General features: G+C 40.1%; 25 protein-coding genes and 1 pseudogene. 20 read left to right on the plus strand and 6 right to left on the minus strand.

Features of this window, described 5'->3' with window-relative positions:
- Positions 1-122 precede the first annotated feature (122 nt).
- From B5X77_RS14950 to B5X77_RS14990, 9 genes are all read left to right on the plus strand, one after another.
- A complete protein-coding gene (locus B5X77_RS14950) occupies positions 123-329 on the plus strand; it encodes a hypothetical protein (protein WP_079508768.1) in 207 nt (68 codons plus the stop codon).
- Between the two features lie 92 nt (positions 330-421).
- Entirely contained in the window at positions 422-637 is a 216-nt protein-coding gene (locus B5X77_RS14955) for a hypothetical protein (protein WP_079508769.1), read from the plus strand.
- A 153-nt stretch (positions 638-790) separates the two neighbouring features.
- Positions 791-1,810 (plus strand): STAS domain-containing protein, encoded by a 1,020-nt coding sequence (locus B5X77_RS14960; RefSeq protein ID WP_079508770.1) that lies wholly within the window; start codon positions 791-793, stop codon positions 1,808-1,810.
- A 155-nt stretch (positions 1,811-1,965) separates the two neighbouring features.
- Positions 1,966-2,391, plus strand: a complete 426-nt coding sequence (locus B5X77_RS14965) for a DMT family transporter (RefSeq protein WP_079508771.1) — start codon at positions 1,966-1,968, stop codon at positions 2,389-2,391.
- Positions 2,392-2,418: 27 nt separating this feature from the next.
- Positions 2,419-3,108: a Crp/Fnr family transcriptional regulator gene (locus B5X77_RS14970; protein WP_079508772.1), complete on the plus strand. Its 690-nt coding sequence runs from the start codon at positions 2,419-2,421 to the stop codon at positions 3,106-3,108.
- A 17-nt stretch (positions 3,109-3,125) separates the two neighbouring features.
- Positions 3,126-3,614: a DMT family transporter gene (locus B5X77_RS14975; RefSeq protein ID WP_079508773.1), complete on the plus strand. Its 489-nt coding sequence runs from the start codon at positions 3,126-3,128 to the stop codon at positions 3,612-3,614.
- A gap of 176 nt (positions 3,615-3,790) precedes the next feature.
- Positions 3,791-4,618 (plus strand): STAS domain-containing protein, encoded by an 828-nt coding sequence (locus B5X77_RS14980; RefSeq protein ID WP_079508774.1) that lies wholly within the window; start codon positions 3,791-3,793, stop codon positions 4,616-4,618.
- A 309-nt stretch (positions 4,619-4,927) separates the two neighbouring features.
- Complete coding sequence (locus tag B5X77_RS14985; RefSeq protein WP_079508775.1) at positions 4,928-5,428, plus strand: hypothetical protein; 501 nt, start codon at positions 4,928-4,930, stop codon at positions 5,426-5,428.
- Between the two features lie 131 nt (positions 5,429-5,559).
- The gene (locus tag B5X77_RS14990; protein WP_079508776.1) at positions 5,560-6,294 is read left to right on the plus strand and encodes a phosphatase PAP2 family protein; all 735 of its coding nucleotides are present in this window, start codon (positions 5,560-5,562) and stop codon (positions 6,292-6,294) included.
- A gap of 121 nt (positions 6,295-6,415) precedes the next feature.
- On the opposite strand, the gene B5X77_RS14995 is transcribed toward B5X77_RS14990, so the two are convergent.
- A complete protein-coding gene (locus tag B5X77_RS14995; RefSeq protein WP_079508777.1) occupies positions 6,416-7,834 on the minus strand; it encodes an NAD-dependent succinate-semialdehyde dehydrogenase in 1,419 nt (472 codons plus the stop codon).
- Positions 7,835-8,415: 581 nt separating this feature from the next.
- Here B5X77_RS14995 and B5X77_RS15000 point away from each other — a divergent pair.
- A complete protein-coding gene (locus B5X77_RS15000) occupies positions 8,416-10,518 on the plus strand; it encodes a transglycosylase domain-containing protein (RefSeq protein ID WP_079510251.1) in 2,103 nt (700 codons plus the stop codon).
- Between the two features lie 300 nt (positions 10,519-10,818).
- On the opposite strand, the gene B5X77_RS15005 is transcribed toward B5X77_RS15000, so the two are convergent.
- Genes B5X77_RS15005 through pxpB form a run of 5 tightly spaced genes read right to left on the minus strand, consistent with a single transcriptional unit; the run spans position 10,819 to position 15,356 of the window.
- Positions 10,819-11,610 (minus strand): putative hydro-lyase, encoded by a 792-nt coding sequence (locus B5X77_RS15005; RefSeq protein WP_079508778.1) that lies wholly within the window; start codon positions 11,608-11,610, stop codon positions 10,819-10,821.
- Between the two features lie 23 nt (positions 11,611-11,633).
- Positions 11,634-12,824, minus strand: a complete 1,191-nt coding sequence (locus tag B5X77_RS15010) for an NRAMP family divalent metal transporter (protein WP_079508779.1) — start codon at positions 12,822-12,824, stop codon at positions 11,634-11,636.
- Between the two features lie 40 nt (positions 12,825-12,864).
- Positions 12,865-13,632 (minus strand): LamB/YcsF family protein, encoded by a 768-nt coding sequence (locus B5X77_RS15015; protein ID WP_079508780.1) that lies wholly within the window; start codon positions 13,630-13,632, stop codon positions 12,865-12,867.
- Between the two features lie 12 nt (positions 13,633-13,644).
- Positions 13,645-14,646, minus strand: coding sequence for a 5-oxoprolinase subunit C family protein (locus tag B5X77_RS15020; protein WP_079508781.1), 1,002 nt, complete (start codon positions 14,644-14,646; stop codon positions 13,645-13,647).
- Positions 14,646-15,356 (minus strand): 5-oxoprolinase subunit PxpB, encoded by a 711-nt coding sequence (gene pxpB, locus B5X77_RS15025; protein ID WP_079508782.1) that lies wholly within the window; start codon positions 15,354-15,356, stop codon positions 14,646-14,648. Before pxpB ends, B5X77_RS15020 begins: the two co-directional genes overlap by 1 nt.
- Positions 15,357-15,824: 468 nt before the next feature.
- Between pxpB and B5X77_RS15030 the strand changes: the two genes are divergently transcribed.
- From B5X77_RS15030 to B5X77_RS15070, 10 genes and pseudogenes are all read left to right on the plus strand, one after another.
- A complete protein-coding gene (locus B5X77_RS15030; RefSeq protein WP_079508783.1) occupies positions 15,825-16,979 on the plus strand; it encodes a M20 metallopeptidase family protein in 1,155 nt (384 codons plus the stop codon).
- 313 nt (positions 16,980-17,292) lie between these two features.
- A complete protein-coding gene (locus tag B5X77_RS15035; RefSeq protein WP_079508784.1) occupies positions 17,293-17,853 on the plus strand; it encodes an MEDS domain-containing protein in 561 nt (186 codons plus the stop codon).
- A 552-nt stretch (positions 17,854-18,405) separates the two neighbouring features.
- Positions 18,406-19,248 (plus strand): STAS domain-containing protein, encoded by an 843-nt coding sequence (locus tag B5X77_RS15040; RefSeq protein WP_079508785.1) that lies wholly within the window; start codon positions 18,406-18,408, stop codon positions 19,246-19,248.
- Between the two features lie 375 nt (positions 19,249-19,623).
- Positions 19,624-20,121 carry a DinB family protein gene (locus B5X77_RS15045; protein WP_079508786.1) on the plus strand — a complete coding sequence of 166 codons (498 nt, stop codon included), beginning with the start codon at positions 19,624-19,626 and terminating at the stop codon, positions 20,119-20,121.
- A gap of 401 nt (positions 20,122-20,522) precedes the next feature.
- The gene (locus B5X77_RS23760) at positions 20,523-20,618 is read left to right on the plus strand and encodes a putative holin-like toxin (RefSeq protein WP_251541532.1); all 96 of its coding nucleotides are present in this window, start codon (positions 20,523-20,525) and stop codon (positions 20,616-20,618) included.
- A 517-nt stretch (positions 20,619-21,135) separates the two neighbouring features.
- Positions 21,136-21,660 (plus strand): ribonuclease H-like YkuK family protein, encoded by a 525-nt coding sequence (locus B5X77_RS15050; RefSeq protein WP_079510252.1) that lies wholly within the window; start codon positions 21,136-21,138, stop codon positions 21,658-21,660.
- A gap of 208 nt (positions 21,661-21,868) precedes the next feature.
- The gene (locus tag B5X77_RS15055) at positions 21,869-22,807 is read left to right on the plus strand and encodes a DNA/RNA non-specific endonuclease (RefSeq protein ID WP_079508787.1); all 939 of its coding nucleotides are present in this window, start codon (positions 21,869-21,871) and stop codon (positions 22,805-22,807) included.
- Between the two features lie 649 nt (positions 22,808-23,456).
- A complete protein-coding gene (locus tag B5X77_RS15060; RefSeq protein WP_079508788.1) occupies positions 23,457-23,984 on the plus strand; it encodes a DUF2199 domain-containing protein in 528 nt (175 codons plus the stop codon).
- A gap of 210 nt (positions 23,985-24,194) precedes the next feature.
- Positions 24,195-24,420: pseudogene (locus B5X77_RS23765) on the plus strand (YunG family protein); the annotation flags it as partial.
- A complete protein-coding gene (locus B5X77_RS15070; protein ID WP_079508789.1) occupies positions 24,404-24,691 on the plus strand; it encodes a hypothetical protein in 288 nt (95 codons plus the stop codon). The pseudogene B5X77_RS23765 and the gene B5X77_RS15070, both read left to right, overlap by 17 nt.
- The last annotated feature ends 45 nt before the right edge of the window (positions 24,692-24,736 follow it).

Consider the following 24,736-nt stretch of genomic DNA (forward strand, 5'->3'; position numbering starts at 1 on the left):
GGCGAATGGCAAGAGAATATTACTGATTGACATAGCGAGTGGAGAACCAAAAAAAAAGAACTACATATATATATAAGACTCCAAATTTTGCTTATGAAAAATATGAAGGAGGGGCCATTGGGATGAAAGAGAAAATGGTTGCAGATGAATTACAATGCATGTTTTTAGAAGGTTTGCTGCCAGGTATAGAAGAGGTATGGATTAATATACTCTCTAGAAATCTCAGGAACGGAAATTTAACCATTAATGATTTACTTTGCAGTGATGCTCTTCCAAAGGAAAAGGTGGACGAAGCTTTAAATAGAATTCCGTCGTATGGATGGAAATAATGAAAAATACACAAAGCGAAAAAGACGGTTGTTTTTTAGTGCCATCCATATTTTTTTCTCCAATGGATATATTACAACTGAGGTGAAAAAAAATGGATAAGGACAGAGAAAGTAACAAAGACGAAATTAATGTGGAATTAGGCGGAATGGGGATTTACGGAACCACCTCCAATGTCGGAGTTGGTGGTTACAAGGCATCAGGTGATATAGAAAATGCGGGAAGATTGGACAAGGGTTTTCAAAAGATTGAAGAGGATGACCTTGCACCAAGAGCTTCACTTCTAGAAGAAGGCAAGAAGGATTACTGAAGATGAAAAACCATGGTTTTCGAACCATGGTTTTTCCTCTACCCTTATAAAGGCGTTTTACCGGTAAAAGGGGTGACGGTTAGGTTCTTATTGGAATTTTTCATCCTTATCATATAGAATGAAAGGCATCCAAGAAATTAAGGGAGTCGAACAATGAGCAATCCAAATTATCAGATAAGAGTGAACAGAAATGAGTTCGTATGGAACAGCAAGGAAGGGGAACTTACATTTGATGGAGCTCCTGCGTTGTTATTCTGGGATTCAGCAATTGAGCTTTTCTTGAAAACAATCGAAGAAATTTCCGGAAATGATGTGTCAAAGACCGTTTATGAAGTAACAGGGTTTCGAATGGGACATCTTGTTAGCTCTTATTACGAAGGAAGGACCGACGTGGTAGAGCTTTTGAATGAATATAGTGAAATTTATAAGAGTGCAGGCTGGGGAAATTTTGAAATTCAGGAGTACTCGTTTGAAGAAAAAAGAGCGGTCTTAAGAATCCACAACAGCTGGGAACACAGGATTTTTAAGCTGGCTGATAAAAATAGAGCGGGTGTTTTGCTGCCAAGCCATTGGGCAGGCATATTAAGCGGCCTCTTCAAGCAGGACATGTGGTATAAAATTGTAAAGAGCCAACTGGAAGGTCATGAATACGATGAAGTGGAGATTTTTCCTTCCAACGTGACCATTTCACAAAACATCCATGAATTAGCGAGGAAGAAAGAACAGGAAAGCATCATGGAACTGGAGAAGAAGGTAGAGGAGCGTACTGATGAGCTTAACTCTTTAGTTCAGGAGATATCCTCCCCGATTATCCCAGTTTTGAAAGATATACTCGTCATCCCGATGATTGGCAAATACAACGAAGAGCGGCTGAGCAACCTTATTGAAAAAGCACTAGTTGAACTCACCAGGCTAAAGGCAAAATATTTATTAATCGATTTAACTGGAATAAAACATGTAGATCCCTACACTGTCCATGGAATACAAAAATTAATCCAGTCGATTCGTCTAATTGGCGGCCAATGCTTTGTTGTAGGTGTATCAGCAGAATTAAGCATTCAAATCTTAAGCTCGAATGTTAATCTTGAAGGAATCCACTCTTTCTCCAGCCTGCAGCAGGGAGTAGAACATGCTATCCTTCAGAATGGATATGAATTGGTTAAAAGGAAATAAATCAAGAGGCTGAACAGGAGACTTTCATGTTCAGCTTTTTTTATGTTCTCATCTGTGTCATTAGAAAGATTTTTCAATTTGGGACATATGTCCTTCCTGAATCTTATGTTGTGTCTTTTAATGTATATATAAATTAGGATTTAAGGAGAGAAATAATGAGAGGTCTAGTTTTTGCGGTTTTAGGGGGAGCATTCATTACTCTCCAGGGGGTAGCTAATTCAAGAATCAGTCAGGATATTGGCACGTGGCAGACGGCGACAGTCACTCAATTTACCGGGTTTTTAATGGCGCTTTTGATTTTATTGGTGGCCGTACGCGGGAAAAGGCATGATTTAAAGAATGTACGGCCCCTGTTTTTAATTGGTGGATCGTTTGGGGCAATTGTCGTCTACGGAAGCGTTACAGCCATCCATTTTATTGGCGTTACGCTAACAGTTTCAGTCATGTTGATCGCTCAGCTTGCTATGACGGTCTTGATTGACCAAAATGGATGGTTTGAGGTCAAAAAGCAAAAAATGAAGATACCACAGCTAATTGGTATATCAATGATGGTTGTCGGCGTGATGATCCTTGGTTTGTAAAATCGTGGAAAGAGGTGTGCGAACAACATGAATTCTGTGCATCAGCTTGAAGACTTTTTGCGCTCCAGAGAGATCGCCCCTATATTTAATGAAGACATCATCCCATATCTATCACTATATCATTTTGAGAAAGGGGAAACGATCTGCTCTCAGGGTGAAGCTGCTGAATTCTTATATATCCTGGTAAAGGGAAAGGTGAAGATATTTACAACTTCTGAAGATGGAAAGACCTTGATTCTGTCATTCAAAACTCCCCTTGAAGTAATAGGTGACATTGAGTATATCCAAAAAATCAACACAATCAATACCGTTGAGGCGGTTTCACCAGTCATCATGATTGGAGTTAGGCAAAATACAGTGAGAGAATTCTTAAATGAACATCCTCCATTCTTACAATTTTTGCTTGATATCATTACAAGGAAATTCTATATCAAGTCACAATTTATGAGACATAACATCATGTATCCCGTAGAAACGCGGTTAGCAAGCTATCTCGTTTCGGTTGCATATGATGAAAATGATGCATTGGTCAATGGCATGGTGAGCACGTCTAATCTTACTGACATTGCTAATCTGATTGGAACGAGCTATAGGCATCTTAATCGAGTCATCAAGGAGTTTTGTATAGCTGGATTGGTCGAACGAAAAAAAGGGACGATCATGATTAAAGATTTGGAAGGCCTAAAATTGGCTGCCAAGGAAAATCTTTATGAGTAAAACAAGGGGGATATGATATGTTTTTAGGATTACTGTTTGCATTAATCGCGGGGTGTCTTGTCGGCCTGCAAAATATTTTCAACAGCAAGGTCAATGAAAAGGCGGGTTCGTGGGTGACTACAGCAATTGTACTGGGAATAGGCTTTTTGGCTTCCTTCTTCCTTGGCTTTCTGTTTGAGGGTAAAGAACTTTTTAATCTGACGAATATCCAGTGGTGGCACTGGTTTAGCGGATTGCTGGGAATTGGTGTGGTTACTGGTATAGTACAGGCGATCAAGTTTCTCGGTCCTACCTTTGCAATTTCCATAGTATTGACTTCTCAGCTAGGGTTCGCTGTTTTATGGGATTCACTTGGCTGGTTGGGGCTGGAGAAGGTCCCTTTAACCGAAAAACAGTTATTAGGAGTACTAATCATTATAGCAGGAGTCATTGTTTTCAAATGGAGTGAGGGAGCAGGAGCTGAAAAAGCACCTGTTTCCAGGAATAAAAAAGCAGAAGTACTGTAAGCGTGAAATCAATAAGGAAAATTTTGCACGGCAGTTCTGATACTGCCGTGTTTTTTTGTCTTCATGAGACAGGCGGCAATTCTATTTACTGATGGTGTACTTAAATTATTATTTATAAATAAAAACATGATATAATCTAAAACAGAAAAAACCGAACTATTCTAGGAGCTGAAATAGTGAATTCAATCGATAGATTTTCGAAATACCTTATTGAAAATGCAGAAGCAATCAGCAGAGAAATAACTGAATATAATTTAAAAAAAATTGAAATAGAGCTGCCTGTTGAGCTTATCTCAGAATCCATACAGACAAATACAGAGTTTTTACAGTTCCTTGGTGAGACACTTAATCTGTCAAAAGAGTCGGTATCAGAAAAGTTCATTCAGTGGTATGAACAAAAACAGCTGAAACAAAAGAATTTTAAGTATGCAGCAGATGAACTTGAGAGTATCATGAAGCCGTATGCAGAGACTCGATTGCAGTTGAATGAAATGCTGACGAAGGTTTCAGTCAGCGAGGAGCTTTCCACTGAGAAAGTCGTATTCGTGAATAATCGAGTGAGCTATTTGCTTGATTTAAGCATTACTGAAACGATTATCGAGCGTGAAAAACTATCGAGAGAATTAAACAATAAGAACCAAAAAATTATCACCGAGCTGTCTTCGCCAATTGTCCCGATTGAAAAAGACACGGCGATACTGCCGCTTATTGGCGAATTCGATTTTGAACGCAGTGACTATATCTTAACTCATGTTATCCCAAAAATCAGTGAACTGAGAATTAAAACTCTGATCATCGACTTTTCCGGAATTGCAACGATTGATGGCGAAATCGCAGCCCGAATCTTCAATATTAATAAAGTCCTGAGATTGATTGGAATCGAAACCATGTTGACGGGTATACGGGCAGATCTTGCGATAGATGTTATTAATACAGGAATTGACTTTTCAAAATTGACTACCTATGGAACTGTGCAGCAGGCAATTATAGCGAACAAGGCATAGTAAGGGCAGGAAACACAAAATCTTGGTTGGAACTGGATGGTCAATGGCTATCCAGTTTTTTAATTTTTTCACTAGAATTCCGTGTACCAATCAAGATCATTCGCAGGGTGACTTGTTTAATCTGCAAATATAAAGATTTGTTCTCAATAAACCGGTATTTCTTCGTAAAAAACTGGGTTTATTTGGTAAATGCAGGTATTTGTTCGCAAAAAACCATAATTTATTCGCATAATGGAAATCCTTGGGTTTTTTTGAAGGGACAGGAAACCTTTTTCCGCTTAAAACGTAATAGGAGTATGGAGGTGTCAAATGATGAAGCTTACTCGATTAATGTTATCATTGCTTTTATTGGTAGTACTTTTGTTCGTCGCTGGCTGCTCTTCAACTGTTAAGTCAACATCTAAGGATCCAAACATGACCGCTATTAAGACCGTTTTAGAACACCAATTCACGGGACCAGATTCAGAATTTATAGAAGGAACGGAGAATACCGAAAAACTTGAAGAATATTATGAAAAACGGTATAAATCTTATTTTACCGAAGAAAGGTATAACAGCTTTATCGCAGCCAGTGCCTACACATATGTCCTTTTGGCATACAATAATGACAAGGAGATAAAGGCTGAAAAAGTGGATGTACGAACAGAAGAAGGCTGGTATCATTTTAATGTGACCGTATCGTACGGTGAGGCCGGAAACGGACAAAATTCTGCTGAGGTTACAGGAAAAGCGAAAATCAACGATGATGGCAAAATCACTAATGTTCAATACTTAAATGATGGTGGATTAACCAGTAATTTGGAAAATTAAACGATTCATTTGGAACTGCACCCTGGATGCTAGACAGTCTGCCTAACATCCAGGGTGCAGTTTGTTGTTTGCGATAATTTTAAAAAGGGAACTTCTATTATGAAGATCGGTTAAGGGAGGAAGAAAACTAGATGATCGAAAACAAAACAAAGGCAAAAAACGTGATCCTTCCGATCCTTTTGGTTGCAGCGGGCTTGGGAACCTCTATTGCCTTTCTCTATTTATTCACAGAGCTGGCGGAAGAAATGCTGGAATCCGAGGTTAAAAGGTTTGATGACAGCATCATTCAATTCTTCCATCGTATTCAAACGGATGTATTAGATGTAATTATGTTTTTATTCACCGAAGCAGGGTCCGTTTGGTTTTTGACCATATTTTCGTTCACGGTCATTTCCTTTCTATGGTTAAAAAAGAAGGACAAATGGAGTATCCTGTTTTTCATTATCGGAATCGGCGGCGGAGGACTCCTGACAAAACTTTTAAAATACTATTATAGCAGGGAACGCCCGTCCATCAACGAAACCATTGATGCGATAGGCTACAGCTTTCCCAGCGGCCATTCCATGGGTTCTCTTATATTTTACGGATTCATGAGCTATTTCCTGTTCCGTTCCAACCTAAGAAAAAGAATCAAATGGATCACCCTTTTTTTATGTGGTGTATTGATTGTTTTCATCGGTACAAGCCGCATCTATCTTGGAGCACATTATCCAAGCGACGTCATTGCCGGCTATCTGGCAGGAAGCATCTGGCTGATCCTCTGTATCCTTGCCTTGGAATATGTGAAGTGGAGAAGTGCTTCACAAAGAAAACCGATTAAAGCATTCAGGGAGTTTATTGGGAAACAATTGAGTAGTAAGATTTAGGTTAACCAAATTGAGTGCACTCCAGGAAGCTGGATCTATCGTAGAGAAAAACAGCTGTGCATTCAGGATGAATGATTATCATACAAAAGGCCAGTCTATTTATGTTAGACTGGCCTTTCTTCTATAACCCTAATGAAATGTATTTGACTTCTAAAAATTCTTCGATGCCATAATGGCCGCCTTCACGTCCAAGTCCGCTTTGTTTAAAACCTCCGAATGGAACTTGCGGAGTGGAAGGGAGACCATCATTAAGTCCGATGATTCCATATTCAAGTGCCTCTGTAATACGGATGCCCCTTGAAATATTTTCGGTAAACACATAGGCTGCAAGACCGAAGATCGAATCATTAGCGCGTTCGATTGCTTCTTCTTCAGTCTTGAAGGTTGTAATAGGTGCTACAGGGCCAAAGGTTTCCTCTGACATGCAAAGCATATCATCATTAACATTCGTAATGACAGTCGGAGCAAAAAATTGATCCTTGACCAGCTCGCCGCCAGTTGCGACTCTGGCACCTTTTTCAATAGCATCCTGAATATGTCTTTGCACCTTTTCAACCGCTGCGTCATCGATTAGTGGACCGATATCGACACTTCCTTCAAGTCCATTTCCTACACGAAGCTGCTCGACCTTTTCTATAAACTTACTTGTGAATGCATCTGCTATACTCTCATGTACATAGATTCTGTTGGAGCAGACACAAGTCTGCCCGGCATTCCGGAACTTTGCGGAGATGACACCGTCGACCGCCTTCTCAAGGTTAGCGTCGTCCATTACAATCACGGGAGCATGCCCGCCGAGTTCAAGGGAAACCTTCTTTACCGTGTCTGCAGAACCACGCATCAGCAATTTGCCCACTTCGGTTGATCCGGTAAATGTCAGTTTTCTGACGCGTGTATCCTCAAGCCATACCTTGCCGATATCCTGTGCATTCCCGGTAACAATATTGATAACTCCCTTTGGGAATCCTGCTTTTTCTGCAAGCTCTGCAAGCTTGAAGGCAGTGAGGGGACTTTGTTCTGCAGGCTTTACTACAACCGTGCAGCCTGCCGCTAAGGCTGGTCCGACTTTTCTTGTAATCATGGCAGCAGGGAAGTTCCAAGGGGTTATGGCCGCAACAACACCGACTGGCTGTTTTTGGACGAATAACCGTTTGTCTCTTCCTGTAGCGGGTATGGTTTCCCCGTATATTCTCTTTCCTTCTTCTGCATACCACGAAAAGAATCCGTTAGCATAAGTAATCTCACCCAGGGCTTCCTTTAAAGGCTTACCTTGTTCCATGGTGAGTGTTGTCGCCAGATCTTCCTTATTCTCATTAATCAAATGATGCCATTTCCAAATGAGTTCCGCTCGTTCATAAGCTGAGTACTGGGACCAAATTTTGAAGGCTTCATACGCTGCATCTGCGGCGAGTTTCGCTTCTTCAGCCCCGCCATTAGGCACGGTTGCGATTTTTTCTAATGTTGCAGGATTGATGACGTCAAAGGTCTCGAGCTCTTTTCCTGTCCATTCTCCATTGATGAATAATGAATAGTTTTCCAATGTAATCCCTCCCTAAAACTTTATCAGGCCGTTTTTCCCCAGCGGATAGAACCTGATCTCGGAATATAAAGTTCTATGTTTCTTGCCTTCCTTAAAACCATCGGCAACCTGCATGACAGCTCACATAGGATGATACTGGCCACTTCATGTAAAAGATATGGTAATTCGTCTGCCAAAGAATTAAGTGGGTCTTGTTTCGATTATAATTTATTTTTTCTCTTTTGAGTATTTATGTACACCGCGGATACTTCTTGTTTTTTATCCTAAACCTAGCTTTATCCATAAAAAAGTTTCATCATAAAGTGAAAAGGTTGGTAAATGGTAAAACGACGGGTTATCATCCGAGGAACGCAGTGATCGAAAAAGGAATCATTTTTTTTGACCATTTTTAAAGTCTTTTGGGCGGAGATGTAGAATGCCAAAAATACCTACCTGTTCCTTCTAATAGCAGGAAGGTTCAGTGATTAGCTTAATAATTGGTTAAAGGAGTGATATTCAGTATAATAATTTAGTACTTTTGTATAGAGAAATATCCATGTTCATGGATTAGGGAAGATAGGTGGCAGACAACGGTGGGAAGAATGGAAAGAAGGCAGCAAAGAAAGTCAACAATGAAGGTTCTTGGCTTTTTAAAAAGCAAAAGCATGAGGTTGAGGATTTTAGGTATTAGTCTGGCTGTTTTAATAATTGGTCTTCTATTTTTAAACATAATGATTTGGACCAGTGATGTGAGCAAGCTTGAGGAACCTGCTCCCCGGCCTACGATCATTTTTGATCAGAATGATGCTATCGCAAGCAAAGTAGCTGGCTCTAACATCGAGGGAGTAACAATAGAACAAATACCGGAACACCTCATTCAAGCGGTTATTTCCACTGAGGACCAAAGGTTCTATAAGCATGATGGAATCAACTATTTTGCAATAGCTAAAGCCCTCGTACAGAATACATTGCAAGGTGAAATAGTCTCTGGCGGCAGTACGCTTACACAGCAGCTGGCGAAAAATGCTTTTTTGACACAGGAACGCACTTATACCAGAAAGTTTAAAGAACTGATTTTCACCAAAAAAATCGAACAGAAATACTCCAAAGACGAAATTATGGAACGCTACTTAAACCAGATTTATTTTGGCGAGGGTGCCTGGGGAATACAGCGGGCGGCTCAAACGTATTTCGGCAAGGATGCAAGTGAATTGACATTAAGTGAATCAGCGATCATAGCGGGATTAATAAAGGCTCCGTCGCTTTTATCTCCTTTTAAAGATATGGATAAATCCATTGAGCGCAGAGATATTGTGCTAACATTAATGAAAAATGAAGGCTATATCAGTCAACAGGAGCTGGAACAGGCAAAAGAACAGCAAATTGTTCTGCAGGGGAAGAAGATTGATGATTACAAAGGAAAATACCCTTATTATGTTGACCATATTATCAATGAAGCAACTAAGAAATATGGTCTTTCAGAAAATGAAATTCTTTCTGGTGGCCTGCGAATTTATACCGAATTGAATCCTGAAATCCAAACGGCAGTCGAAGAAACATACAGTGATAAAAGTTTGTTTCCGGAAAGCCAGCCGGATCAGCTAATTCAGAGCGGGGCTATTTTTATCAATCCGAAAACAGGCGGGATATCTGCGCTGGTTGGCGGCAGGGGGGAATACACTTTTAGAGGATTCAATCATGCAACCCAGCTGAAGCGTCAGCCTGGTTCTGCAATGAAGCCATTAGCCGTGTATACTCCTGCCCTTGAACAAGGGTACGAGATGTTTGATATGCTCCAGGATTCTCCTATTAATATAGAAGGCTATCAACCAATGAATTTTGATAAGCAGTTCCGCGGAGAGGTGACGATGTACGATGCGCTGGTAAATTCCTATAATGTACCGCCTGTATGGCTGCTTAATAAAATGGGGATTAAGTATGGAGTCAATGCGGTCGAGCGTTTCGGCATAAAATTAGGGGAAGAGGATTATAAGCTTGGTTTGGCACTTGGCGGAATGGATGAAGGTGTATCGCCGTTATTGATGGCCCAGGCCTTTACCGCTTTTCCTAATAAGGGAAAAATGACAGAGGCTCATTCAATCAAAAGGATAGAAGATGCTGAAGGAAATGTGGTTGGAAAATGGCATAATAACGCAACCAAGGTCACCGATGAGAAGGTAGCTGACAAAATAACTTATATGCTTAAAGGTGTCATCGAGGAGGGGACAGGCAAAACCGCTGGTGTAGAGGGCTGGGACATTGCTGGTAAAACGGGAACAACTGAAGTCCCATTTGCAGACAACGGAGGAACCAAGGATCATTGGTTTGTCGGATACTCTCCAGAAATTGTTGGTGCTGTCTGGATGGGGTACGACAAGACGGATGAAAGCCACTTTTTGACAGAATCAAGCAGTTCAACAGTTACGGTAATTTTCAAAGAAATTTTTTCAAAGTCCATCAATCAGCTTTCCAAAAAGCAGTTTGATTTATCGTCCATTCAAAAACAGATAAATGAACAGAAGAAAAAAGAGGAACAGGCTGAAAAGAAAAGGGAAGAAGAAGAGAAGAGGAGAGAGAAAGAAGAGGAGAAGAGAGAGAAAGAACTGGAAAAGAAAAACAAGGGAGATGAGAAGAAAAGAGAAAAAGCGGAGAAGAAAAAGGAGAAGGAAGACAAGAAGAAAGATAAAGGAAAGAAAGATGATTAGAAGCAAGGGGATGTTCCCTTTGCTTTTTTTGTGTATTATCCAGCGCCCCTTACTGGCCCTTATATATTGGGGAGGGAGTTGTAAATAAGCAGGAATAGTGTTTAATTAAGGCTAAACATAAGGTTATCTGGAAAACAGAAATCAAGATGCATTGATTTAAAGGATATAGCAATAGATTAATGTATAAATAGGGATAGGAAGTTCATATTAAAATATCAGGTGAATAAAAAGATCGAGCGAATAAAAAAATCGAGTGAAGAACTCAATTGGCTCCTCACTCGATCCCTTTTAATTTAATAATTATAGTATGCTGAATTGTTCATTCTTTAAATCTGTAATAAACATATGTCCCGGCGCATGAGTGATCATAATATCAGGCTTCACATGCATGGCGACTGCCTGCGGTGTTACTCCACAGGCCCAGAAAACGGGCACTTCGCCTTCTCTAATGGTCACTTTGTCCCCAAAATCAGGATTGTTAAGATCGGGTATTCCAATTGCTTCAGGATTCCCAATATGAACCGGAGCTCCGTGTACGGAAGGGAATCGGCTAGTAACCTGGACTGCGCGGATGGCATCCTTCTCTGTCATCGGGCGCATGCTGACGACGGTCGGCCCTTCAAATCTCCCGGCCTTTACTGTCGGGATCGTCGTTTTATACATTGGTACATTGCAGCCTTCCTCAATATGACGGATTGGTATGTCATTTTTCAATAAAGCTTCTTCGAAAGTGAAACTGCAGCCGATCAGAAAACCTACCATGGAATCATCCCATAGCTCTGTCACATCTGTTAACTCTTCAGTAAAAATACCGTTCCGATAAACTCTGTATTTAGGTATATCAGTTCTAAGGTCTGCAGAGGGTGCAGCTAAGGCAGGCACTGGTGAACCTGGCATGGTGACATCGATGATTGGACAGGGCTTCGGGTTCCGCTGACAGAACAGGAGGAACTCAAATGCAAGGTCCTTCGGGAGAACTGCGAGATTCGCCTGAATATAACCATGTGCCAGACCGGATGTAGGCTTGAGCCACTGGTTCTGGCGGATGATTCCTCGTACTTCAGCTGGTGCTATTGCTTCTTTGGTACTCATGAATCTGAACCTCCAATTCTTAATTATTTAAATAGCTGAGGTATGCCATTGATCAATGTGTATCCGCCCATAAGTGCCATGGCAACAACAATGATGACTCCGAAGATTGTCATCCAGATTGGATGCTTATAGTCACCGACAATTTTGGTCTTGTAAGCGGCAATCAGCATCACACCTAATGCAATTGGAAGAATCAGGCCATTAACGGAACCAACAAGGACAAGAATTTTTACCGGCTTTCCAATTAAAACAAATACTAGAGTAGAAATGGCTATGAAGGCAACAATCGTACCATTATGATATTTATTCACTGTCTTGCTAAGTGTCTGGATAAACGAAACCGAGGTATACGCAGCACCAACCACGGAGGTAACCGCAGCAGCCCACATGACAACGCCGAAGATTTTATATCCAACATTGCCTGCAGCAAGCTTGAAGACGGAAGCAGGCGGATTTGCCGGATCGATTGCAAGACCCTGGGCTACGATTCCAAGAGCAGCCAGGAACAGGAAAATCCTCATAATTGATGCAATCCCGATAGCACTGACAGCGCTTCTGGTTACATCTGGAAGGGACTCCCGGCCTTTGACACCCGCATCCAGTAAACGGTGTCCTCCAGCAAAGGTAATATAGCCTCCAACCGTTCCGCCTACCAGTGTCACGATTGCAAGAAGGTCGATTTTATCAGGTGCGAACGTTTTTACAACAGCTTCCCCAACAGGCGGATTGGCTGTGAACATTACAAAAATAGTTAAAGCAATCATGACAAAGCCCATAATTTGAGCAAATCTGTCCATTGCCTTGCCTGCCTCGCGGACGAGGAAGATCCCAATCGCCACAATCCCGCTCAATAGAGCACCTGTCTCGGCTGACAGGCCGAACAAGACGTTTACTCCAAGACCAGCTCCGGCGATGTTGCCAATATTGAAGGCAAGTCCACCGGCCACAATCAGGATTGCAAGAAAATGCCCCAATCCAGGCAGGACGTCATTGGCAATATCCTGGGCACGCTTCTCGGATACGGCAATAATCCTCCAGATGTTCATCTGGGCACCAATATCGATGATTATTGAAATTAAAATAACAAATCCAAAGCTTGCCATTAGTGATTGTGTAAATACGGTTGTCTGAGTCAGGAACCCGGGACCAATTGCCGACGTTGCCATCAGGAATGCTGCACCAAGCAGCAAACTGGCGGTTGATTTTTTCTCCATAATTACCCCCTAAATGGTTTGTTTAATTAACATTATTCTGTTAAATAGAGCTGCCAATTTTGGCAACAGTGATGCCAGCTTCCTGCAGGGCTGCCGTAATATGCTTCGCAAAATCAAGTGCACTTTCACCATCTCCATGAATGCAGACAGTATCTGCCTTTATCGAGACATCGGTTCCCTGCAGGGAAGTGACTTTGCCTTCCTTGACCATCCGGATCACCTGGTTTACGGCCTCACCATGGTCTTTAATCAGTGCGTCAGTTTGCAGTCTCGAGGTTAAGGAGCCATCTTCCTGGTAAGTACGGTCTGAAAAAACTTCACTTGCCGTTCGGAGACCCAGTTTTTCTCCAGCCTTCACTAGCTCGCTTCCGGCCAGACCGAAAAAGATCATCTCTGCATCCACTTTATATACAGCTTCTGCAATAGCTTCTGCCAGCCCGGCATTTTTTGCTGCCATGTTAAATAGAGCTCCATGCGGTTTAACATGCTGGATTTTTCCGCCTTCTGCTTTGACAAAGCCAGATAGCGCGCCAATTTGGTAGACAACAAGGTCATACGCTTCCTGAGGAGATAAGTTGATTTCTCTTCTTCCAAAGCCAACTAAATCTTGAAGACCGGGATGGACGCCAATGCCAACATTCTTCTCAAGCGCCAATTTTACCGTTTTCCTCATTGTGGCTGGATCACCGGCGTGAAATCCGCAAGCGATATTGGCGGAGGTCACGTAATCGAGAATTTCGGCATCCCTTCCAAGGGTGTAGGCTCCGAAACTTTCCCCCATGTCACAGTTAATATCAACTTTTGACATAACCAATTCCTCCTATCTAAATTTTAATAAGATCCCCTGTTTAAGCTTATTTATATTTTCCTCTCTTTCGAGGTAGAGAGCCTGGGCATCCTCATGGCTTATTTCCTTAAAGCGGATATGGTCCCCTGGTTTTGCCTGGACGATAAGAGGCAAGTCAACAGTGGCAATCTGTCCGATTTTTGGGTAGCCTCCGGTCGTTTGCCTGTCTGCCAGCAGGATGATTGGAATTCCTTCAGAAGGAACTTGAATAGTTCCAAAGCTTACCGCTTCTGAAATCATTTCCTCCGGTTTTTCCAGGCCTAAAAAAGGACCTTTTAGGCGATAACCCATCCTGTCTGATTGAGGGGTAACCAAAAATTCTTCTTCAAATAATTTAGTCTTGCTTTCCTCTGAAAATAAATCAAACTGCCTGCCTCGAATGACGCGAATAGATGGGTCACGCCTGTGCAATGGAATCAAGTCCGATGAAACTGACCAATCCATCTCAATAAAAGGCTCAGATCCAGCTTGTCCGGAAAGGAAATCCAGTTTAAGCTGTGAAAACTCTCCATGGGGGTTGAATGGAATTGAATCACCTGGTTTAAGTGCCCGTCCATGGAATCCCCCAATATTAGCCCTTAAATAGGTGGACTTACTCTCCATTACTTCTTGGATGTCAAATCCTCCTGCAACTGCCAGGTAGGACCTGGTACCAGCTACTGCTTGTCCAAAGCTTAATTGACCGCCCTTTTTTATGTAAATCGGCCGCCACATCTTTATGGGAATCCCATCAATGGCTGGCGACAAATTACCCCCGCAAATCGCGATCAGAGCGTCTTTCTCAAGCTGAATAACAGGTCCCAACAAGGTAATTTCAAGAGTTGCCTCATTATCCTCATTGCCGACGAGAATATTCGATAGCCGATGCGCGAGCTGATCCATCACACCGCTGGCAATGACACCATATTTTTGGTACCCGAATCTTCCTAAATCTTGGACACTGGTGAGAAGACCCGGTTTTATGACTCTTAACATTACTTATCTCCTCCGAGCTCCAGGTATTCTTCATAGCTGATCGGTTTAAAGCGGATACGATCTCCGGGGCGAAGGAGAGTTGGAGGGTCCTCCTCAGGGCGGAACAGCTCGAGAGGGGTCCGTCCGATTAACTGCCAGCCGCCCGGTGTTTCAATTGGATATACGCCTGTTTGTTTTCCGGCAATTCCTACTGATCTTGGAGGGATTTTTAACCGAGGTGTTTCTTTCCTCGGTGTGGCAATCTTTTCAGACATGCCGCCTATATACGGGAATCCCGGCGCAAAACCAATCATATATACAATATATTCTCCATTAGAATGGAGGTGGATGACCTCTTCCGCAGCTAAATTATTATGCCGTGCAACAAACTCTATATCAGGTCCTAATTCACCACCATAACAAACTGGAATTTCAACAACCCTTTGTGTGGTATCAGTTGCAATGGCAATACGAGTTAATGAGGACTGGAGCCATGAACGAACATAATAGTAAGGAAGTTCATCTTTATTAGAATCCCTCATTACCTTCAGAGGATCGTAAAATAATGTAACAGTAGTAAAAGCGGGAATGTATTCAATCATCCAATCTTTTGCATATTTATCCAAAAGGGACACGACAAACTGAACCTTATGCTGAGTTTCTATATTTATGTCCTTACCCAGTTCAACAATAATGGCATTATCTCCTAATGGATGGAAACTACATTCCAATTGGCTCACCTCCTTTTTTGGCTGAAAATATTTTTTTAAGTATACCTTAAAATTTAAATATTTCAAAATTAAAATTTATGCATGAATATGAATATATTACTAGTTTAGATATTTAGTAGGAATGCCCAAATAGGGCAATGGGATGGTTTTTATAGCTGTTACTTAAAGTGAAAAATAGGATGGGATTAAACCTGATGAATGACCAATGCATGATTAGTGGACTTTCACATAATTTCAAAACTTATAGGCAACTGTTGTGAAGACAGTAAGTATTCCTTACATTCATAATGGTTTAGACTGAGGGTTAATAATATCCCGGTTGATGCAGGTGACATTTGTAAAAAGCAATTAATGCACCTGCTCAAAAAACAATGGCTATTCATTTTTACATAGTAAAGTTGTATAATCACATTATTGTTTTGAATATTTATAAATAGATATAAATAGATGAATAGGGGGGCTTTTGGTATGAAAGATATACAGGATCAAATAATTAAACAGGCTGTGGAGGACCGTCGTTATCTCCATCAGCATCCAGAGCTGTCTGGCCGGGAATATGAAACAAGTAAATATATAAGGGAGAGACTTGAGTCTCTTGGAATTGAAGTATTGGATTTCCAGTCCCCGAGTGTCGTAGGTTATGTGAAAGGAATGGTTGGGGAAAAGACGCTAGCGCTGAGGGCGGATATTGACGCTTTGCCGATGCAGGAGGAGGGAGACAAACCGTATCTTTCGAAAAATCCCGGCGTCGCCCATACATGCGGCCATGATGGCCATACGGCTGTGCTGCTGGCAGTGGCGGAATGGATTGTTAATAACAGGGAGGAAGTAGACCATAATATCCTCCTTATTTTCCAATCATCAGAGGAAATTACGCCAAGTGGAGCGGAGTTTCTAGTCAATCAGGGGGTTCTTGAGGGAGTGGATGCGATTTTTGGACTCCATTTATGGCAGGGTATGAAAACCGGATTGCTGGGCCTTGCACATGGACCGCAAATGGCTTCTTGCGATGATTTTGAAATAACGATTGAAGGCTATGGAGGGCATGGTGCATCACCGCACGAAACGGTAGACCCGATTTATGTCGCTTCCCATGTCATGCAGGCACTTCACGGCATTGTAAGCAGAATGCTGAATCCGATTACACCGGGTGTCATTACCATCGGTAAAATAGAAGCAGGTTCTACCTATAATATAATTCCAGGTTCGGCATCGCTTCATGGAACAGTACGAGGGTTAACCCTCGATGCGGTCCAGACGATGCGTTCCCAAATTGAAAAACTAACTGAAGGAATATGTTCGGCATTTGGTGCAAAAGGAAAAGTTGATTTCATTTTGGGAACCCCTCCATTAGTAAATGACGTAAAACAAAGCGGATTTGTCGAACAAGTAATCAAATCGTCTTTTGGCCAGGACCAATTCCAGTTAGTCCAGCCGGGTATGGGAGCCGAGGACTTCTCGCACTATTTGCTGCACAAACCGGGAGCATTCATTTTCGTCGGCATGGGAGGGGAAAAAAGCGCCTACCCACATCATCACCCAAAGTTTGATATAGATGAAGATGCCTTGCCGATAGCGATTAAGTTGTTCATTGAAATCATGAAAGCTTATGATAAAAAATAGCAGGTTAATTACTTAAGCTTATTGGATAGTTTTGTTTCACAAAGAATTAAAGCACCTTATCGATTCAATGTAATTTTGGAATTCCGAGACATGGAACTGCCGAAGATTGCACATGGGAATGTTAGTTGTGGTTCACTTCAGTTTACATACTGAGGTTGTGATGATTTCTTCAGCAAAGAATGTGGTTGCTGTCAGGTGGGTTTAACGAGGTGACTTTGAACTTTTATGCTACAATCATTATAGAATAAGAACTTACCCGTTAGTTCCATAACATTATATATCCCATGATGTTCCTAAAAGGAGATAGGCAGATTTGGAGAAGAAAATTCAACAACTTACACTAGATGTAAATGAAACCCAAGAGGGACATATATTCTATTATTCCCATGAGTTGGATTGTTACGTGAGAAATGCTGTTACATATATTATTTCCGGTATCGAGCAGGAAGAACATGTCTTGTTGGTAGAAAATGACCGAATTTATCCATTGATAGAAGGGCATCTTAATAAGCTTTTAACCAGGGAGCAATTATCCAGGCTGCATTTTATCAATAACTATGACTTTTATTGGCGAAACGGTAATTTTCATCCTCCGACTATTTTATCTTTCTATTTTTCCGATATAGTAGGTTCATACCTGGAAGATAATCTTTCTATCCGAACCTGGGCTCATATAGAGTGGGGTAACCAAGAAGATATTTTTGAGGATCTAGAAGAGTTTGAAAACCAGGTAAATCATTTGATGCAAGATGTAAAGGTAATAGCTGTTTGTGCTTATGATGCTAATCGGGTATCAGATACGTTTAAAAAGAGATTAATGAAATCACATGGATATTTCATGACAGACGAGGATATTATTTATTTAAATGAATGAATCAATTTTAATAGATTGTTTGAGGGATATGGCACTGTCAAAAAAACAGTGTCTTTTTTTCATTTTTAAAGCACAATGAGCACCTTTTCTGTTTATTCTCACCTTGCCAATTAATTGGTACAAATAGAATGTTCGTAATCAGTAAAAAGAATGCTAAAAGTTGATTCATCTAGTCCGCGACAGCTTGTTGTTCCGTACCAGCTGCGAAACATGTTTGGCAATTTTGATTTTAGAGAATTATAGTAGCTAACAAGAAATATAGGAGATTCTGATTTGTCACTAAATGTCTAGAAAATGAGAATGGAAAAATTATTCGGTTCATTGCCTGACAAATTAGACACCTGATATTTTTTCAAGTAAAATCAAGCTGGTTGGATTTTCTTAAATTTGGTATCTATGTTCAAAATGGAAACAGTGTATACGACTGTTTTCAATTTCCAGGCTAATATAGGTACATTTAACATAGTAAGGTAAACAGTTTATGGCATGTCAATAATAGGAATGCTGATAAATTCTTAATGGGAATTCATCTATGACCGAAAGGAGTTAGCTATGATAGAAAATTTGAATGAAAAATTATATCTAGCAATGATTGAGAATAAATCAGCCCTAGCTGATCAATGGTTAAAGATGAGAAAGAAGAGACCTAACTCTATTTATTCTGCCGATGCTGATCAAAAAACCGAAAAACTTTTGAGGGAGCAGAATGCTTTAACGACCAAAACCATTGCTAGCTCGTTATTGGATGATAAGAAAGAATATCATGAGAACCTGGAGCAATGGGCAGCCATTGTAGCTAAGAGCCGGGCAGATATGGGTACACCAATTTATGAAGTGCTTGAAGCTGTCCATCAATTCAGAACAGTTATCATGGATTTTCTGGAAAGGTATGTCGGGGCGCAGGGAAATTCCATTACCAAGCAGCATCTACTAACTTGGAATTATTCCATTCATTCTGCTTTTGATTTTATGATCCAGGAATTTTCAAAAGTGTACTATCAAATCACCAGGGACCGTATGAAAGCACAGCATGAATTAATTTCTGAACTAGGTGCGCCGGTTATCCCGTTAGGAGATACAATTGCTGTTCTTCCGCTGATAGGGGATATTGATACGGATCGTGCAAAAAGGATAATGGAAACTGTGCCGGCCAAATGTATAGAGGAGAAAGTGGATAAGCTGTGCATTGATCTTTCCGGAGTCCCGGTTGTAGATACCATGGTTGCACATCAAATTTATTCGATCATTCAGGTATTGTCCCTTCTTGGCATCAATACGTTTCTTTCTGGCATCAAGCCTGAAGTGGCGATGACATCTGTCCACCTTGGTATTGATTTTAAAGGCATAAATACCTTTAATACCTTGCAGCAAGCTTTGCAAAAAATGGGGCGGTAAATTAGTTCCAGGCATTCTAATGTCAGAGAGTGAAAAATTCTGTCATCCAGGTTTGATATAGCCAAAACACAGTGGACGAAATCTTGAATGATTATCGTCCTTTTCTTTTGAGATTTTGTTTAAGGTGAGGAATTAGACTGATTTTATAGACTATTGCACTTTAGTTAAAATATGTAAAGAAACACCTCTAACTTATATTGCATCATCCACATGTGTTGGGTCTGTTTCGCAGAGTAAGGTCAGCTGGATACATTTTGATTTTTTTTCGAATAATGGATTATACAATTTCATAAAAAAGTTAATGAGATCAAACAACAATCAAGTACGAACTGGATTTAATGCAGCCACATTATAAAAAAGCAGGGAGGAATTGCGATGAATTTAAACCAATTAGTACTCCATGATTTTTTGAATACCCATAATCGGGAGGATTGGTATCCGCCTTTAACGGACGCACTGGACAGAGTTACTTATTCTGAGGCGGTATGGAAGCCCAGTGAAGGAAAAGTAAATTGCATAGTGGAAATCGTCAGTCATCTTCTATATTTTCAAGAACGCCTTTTGAGACGGCTGACAAACAGCATTGAGCAATTTCAGGAAGCTTCAGAGAATGATGAGACATTTCTCAAAGGAAATGAATGGAGTCAAGAAGATTGGGATAGCCTTCTAAAAAAGGTTTATAAAACAAACGAGGAACTCCAATTACTAATCGAAAGCATGACAGAAGAAGGGATGCAAAATACATTCAAACAGATTACCGCAGCAGAAATGATTTCAGGAGTTACGCGTCATACTGCCCATCATATTGGACAAATCGTGATGCTGAGAAAAATGCAGGGAAGCTGGCCACTTACGAGGAAGTTCGTTTTTTGAATGGATGATTCATATGCTACATGTTATGTCTTGTAAGCCCCAAAAACTTAATATTTATCTGCTAGTGAATATAAAAGACCAAAGGAAACCGCTAAAAAACGGAATCCTTTGGTTTTTTCTTATCAAACATTCAGGATTTCAGTGATTTTTTCAAGAGCATTTTCTGACAACCTCACTTCGGACAAAATCAGGAATGAGAATGAGGGAATTATCAGAAGCAGGACAACTTTCACGTCCAAATCAAGGAGCAAATCCAAGAAGGTATTTATCCTATTAATACCTTAATAAATCCCTCTAAATAATATGCGAACATACATTCCTGTGGTATAATTATCTTTGTACAGCAAATGCGGGGTGGGCAGCGGTCAATCCTCACTTTCTTAGGAAAGGGGGTGCCGCTGATGGTTACGTATGAAGCAATGAACATGATGATCAGTTTTGCAACTTTAGTTATTGCCGTAGTCGCATTAGGTATTTCTGCAAACAAAAAGAAATGACCTACCCTGCACCACCAGATGTTTGAGTAGATCATTTCTTATTCAACCTATGGCCGCTGCACTTCAAGCAGCTTGCTTACACCCGAGTTTCCGGTTGCCCCCGGAAGCTCTTTTTTAATATATGGACTATATAGTTATATTATAAACATTTTTAAAGCCAAAAGTAAATATTATCGTCCGAATTCCATTTTAAGATGTGGCGTAAATTACGCATTCTAGCTTCTGGAAACAAATGGAAAATGACACGGACTGCATTCCACAATGTTTGAGCAGATCATTTCTTATTCTCACTAGTGGCCGGTGTTCGTCAAGCAGCTTGCTTTATATTGAATTTCCGGTTGCAGCCGGAAGCTTTTTTTATATATGACCTATTTATAATTTTTGAAAGCGAAAAGTTATTTACACGAATGAACCTTTTCACCATTTAATCCGGCAAGGAAGAAGGAGAAATGCTGATATCCACCTATAACCTAGCATATAAATGAGTACACTATTCTCCGAATTGCAGGTGAATGAAATGAAACTTCAAAAAAGTTTTCAGAATTTGTCAAAACGGAATATGGATTTCGAAGAGGTATTCCAGCATATCCTGTCGTTCATTAAAGTTCAGCCAAGTGCAAACCACAGATTGATCATTGGCACGGATTCTCAAGTACATGGTTCGTACACTCGTTTCATCACAGGAGTTGTAATACAAAGGGAAGGCAAAGGTGTATGGGCTTGCTACCGTTCCATTGATATAGCAAGAAAAATTGAAGCCTTACAGGAGAAAATTTCGTTGGAAACAAACTTCACGCAAGAAGTTGCCTGCATGTTCACTCCTCAAAAACAAAAACAAATAATCGACCTGTTGATTCCATTTCTCGAAAAAGGTGCAAGTTTCAAAATGGTAGGGCATTTGGATTTGGGACTTGGGGCAAAAAACAAGACCAGAATATATGTGGATGAAATGATTAAGCGTATCGAATCAGTCGGGCTCGAAGCACAAATCAAGCCAGATTCATTTGTGGCCTCCAGTTATGCAAACAGGTATACAAAATAGGGTCGATTACTTTGTTATTTTGAATTAGCCCTTCTCAAATAATGAGATGGGTCTTCTTTTATATTTACTTAATTTATTAGTTCACACTTCGAACAAAGTATCTACTGAAATAAAGTCAATCTTGGAATATACTATTATCAATAGGTTAATAACGTTAACCGAGATTTATAGAATGAACAATGGGATATTATTATAGGAGAGTTCTAAAATGAAAAAGAAAATGAACTATTTATTCTTGCTTTTAACGATCATCTTTATGGCAGGTTGTACCAGCTTAGAAGATACATCGATTATAGATCAAGAAACAGATCCACAAAAAGTAACCGCGATTAATAAAAATAAAGATAATGAAAAAGCAGAAACTAACACTACGGTGGCTGATCAACCAGTAGTAGAGGAAACACCCACCCAACCAAATATTGAACTGTTCTCAGGATACAAACTTATTCAAGTTGATGGCGGTGATTTGTCTGGCTATCGTGAACCTAACGTTGTCGTCGACATTGGTTATGGGGACCGTGAATATTGGGCATTTACTAATGAATACGGGCAGCTAGTACGTGTCATTGCTGACGAAATCATTCTACAAGATGACCGCAACGAACCTGTATTATCTTCTGGCAGATATTATCCTGATGAGGCAAAGGTTCCAGGTGTAGAAAGTGATGTTTTAGATGAAGGACATATCATTGCTGATTCTCTCGGTGGGGTATCGAATGCTTATAATATTGCCCCCCAAGATATTACGCTCAACCGACATGGTGATCAAGCTTATATGGAAGACGTAATCCGTAGCGCAGGTGGGGCCACTAAATTTGAAGCAATTATCACCTATCCGAACACGGAAACGCAGATTCCTTCAAGTTACCAGTATACCTATACTTTAATGGGTAACAAGATCGTTGATTCCTTCGACAATGTTAACCCTGATAAAGTAAACGCCTCACTTGGTTTAACAGGCAGTGAGCCTTCTGATTCAACCAGTTCGAACACAAACGGTGATATTTCCAGGGTTGATACAAACGGTAATGGCCAGGTGACGATTAAAGAAGCAAAAGCAGCAGGCTTCAGTATGCCAATAACTAGTGATCACTGGTTATACCCCTATATGCACGACGCTGATAAGGACGGTTTAGTAGGTGAGTAAGCTCCTAGAATTTTTAAACGAAATATAAAGTCATAGTTTTGAAGTGCTTTAAATAGTGCCTAAACTAAAGAACATACGACTAGTAAAGTAACTATTAATAGGAAATTAACTCGTCAATTTTTGACGAGTTTTTTATTGACTTCATTCCTTCGATTATATTAGGAGCGTAAAAGCAATATGTACTATTAAGATTATTCCGAGTTGAATGGATAAATATGTTAATATATAGTTGGTGAAAAAATCAGTCAAATGTAAAAACAATAGCTTACTTGGCTGGTATGATAATTGAGGTGTTTTATTGTGGGAGGCTAGTTTAATTTCTCTCTTATAAAAAATTAAAATGCTCAAGGGCTTATGATATGCAATTCCAGAACCAGATTATAGTTGAATGGAAATTCGGAATTATTAGGACGACTTCTCATTTGAAAGACATCTTGAAAGAGTTAATAAAATTTACTCAATCAATTAATGAAGGTTAAAGAAATGGAGATTCATCAAGTTGTCTATGTGGGTGAATTCCCCAAAGAAAAAGTGTATTTAAAGGAATCGGTTATCCGCTGTTTTGTTCAATTAAAATAATGGTGCAGTTTAGTGATTGGGCAGACATATATAGAATTAGACTTATTTGTTCTTATAGAGGGGGCAGTCAATGAGTAACTATAATGAAAGGTACCATTGTAATGGTTGCGGTAAGTATCACGAAGAGCTGCCAATGAGTTATGGTGGTCCCTTTCCTGACTATGTTTACGATATACCATCAAAGGAGCAGGAAGATAGGATAGAAATGTATGATGATTTGTGTATCATAGACGATGAATATTACTTTATTCGTGGATGTATCGAACTTCCGGTAATGGAAGGGAAGGACTCTTTTATTTGGGATGTGTGGGTTTCACTAAGCGAAGCAAATTTCAATAAAACTATTGAATACTGGGATGCTGAGGGAAGAGAAGAAGAGCTTGAGCCGATGTTTGGTTGGTTATCAACTTCCCTTCCTTGTTACCCTGAAACAATTAACTTAAAAACGATGGTTCATACCAGACCAGCAGGTGTTGCTCCTTATATAGAATTAGAGCCGACTGAACATCCATTAGCTTTAGAACAAAGAAATGGCATATCAAAGGATCGAATTAAACAAATTGCTGAAGAATTATGCCAACAAGATGAGCAAAATTAAAGTTTTTTGCCTGAATTTTGATCTGTTATAAAATTAAGGGTGTTTTGATCCAAGAAGGATTAAAGCACCTTTTTATTGAATTCGTTATGTAGCAAAAACGGCAGGTTATGACTTAAAAATTTTAAAGAATGTGAGACAGCTAATAAAGTTAAAGATACGGGTTCGTTTGAATTAGGAAAGGTTCGAATTTAAATAAGGGAGTTTCTTTAAATGAAGGAAGCAGCAATTATGAAATTGCAAGAAGCATTCTTAAAATCTTGGTCAAAAAAAAACAAGTTCCAAATGGACTAAAGACAATCCTGCTAAAGGCCAATGCGGTGTAACGGCGTTAGTAGTAAATGATTTGCTTGGCGGACAAATAAGTAAGACCTTGTTACATGAAGGCTGGCATTTTTACAACGAAATCAATGGGGTACGATATGATTTTACCGTTTCACATAGTACCTTTTTTGGCTAACTACTCAAGTGACTTTATTTGTTATGTAGAAGATAAGTTTGATAAAGGATATATTTCTTTATTTTTACACGATGATCCAAAATTAATAATAATGCACCGGTCACCAATAAAGTTTTTAAAGACAATTAATGAATTCTACAAGAAAAATGTCTTTTTTTTAGATGAAGATGGTTATCTAGACCTAAAATGGGATAAGGAAGGTAAACTAGGATTGGCACTAAATCCTGATGCTGAATATTGGAACTTATAGTCCCAAAAAGGTTTGATTTTGGAGGGATTAATGTACCTTTTTGAA

This window comes from Mesobacillus jeotgali (assembly GCF_900166585.1).
In the GTDB taxonomy this organism is placed as follows: Bacteria; Bacillota; Bacilli; order Bacillales; family Cytobacillaceae; genus Mesobacillus; species Mesobacillus jeotgali_A.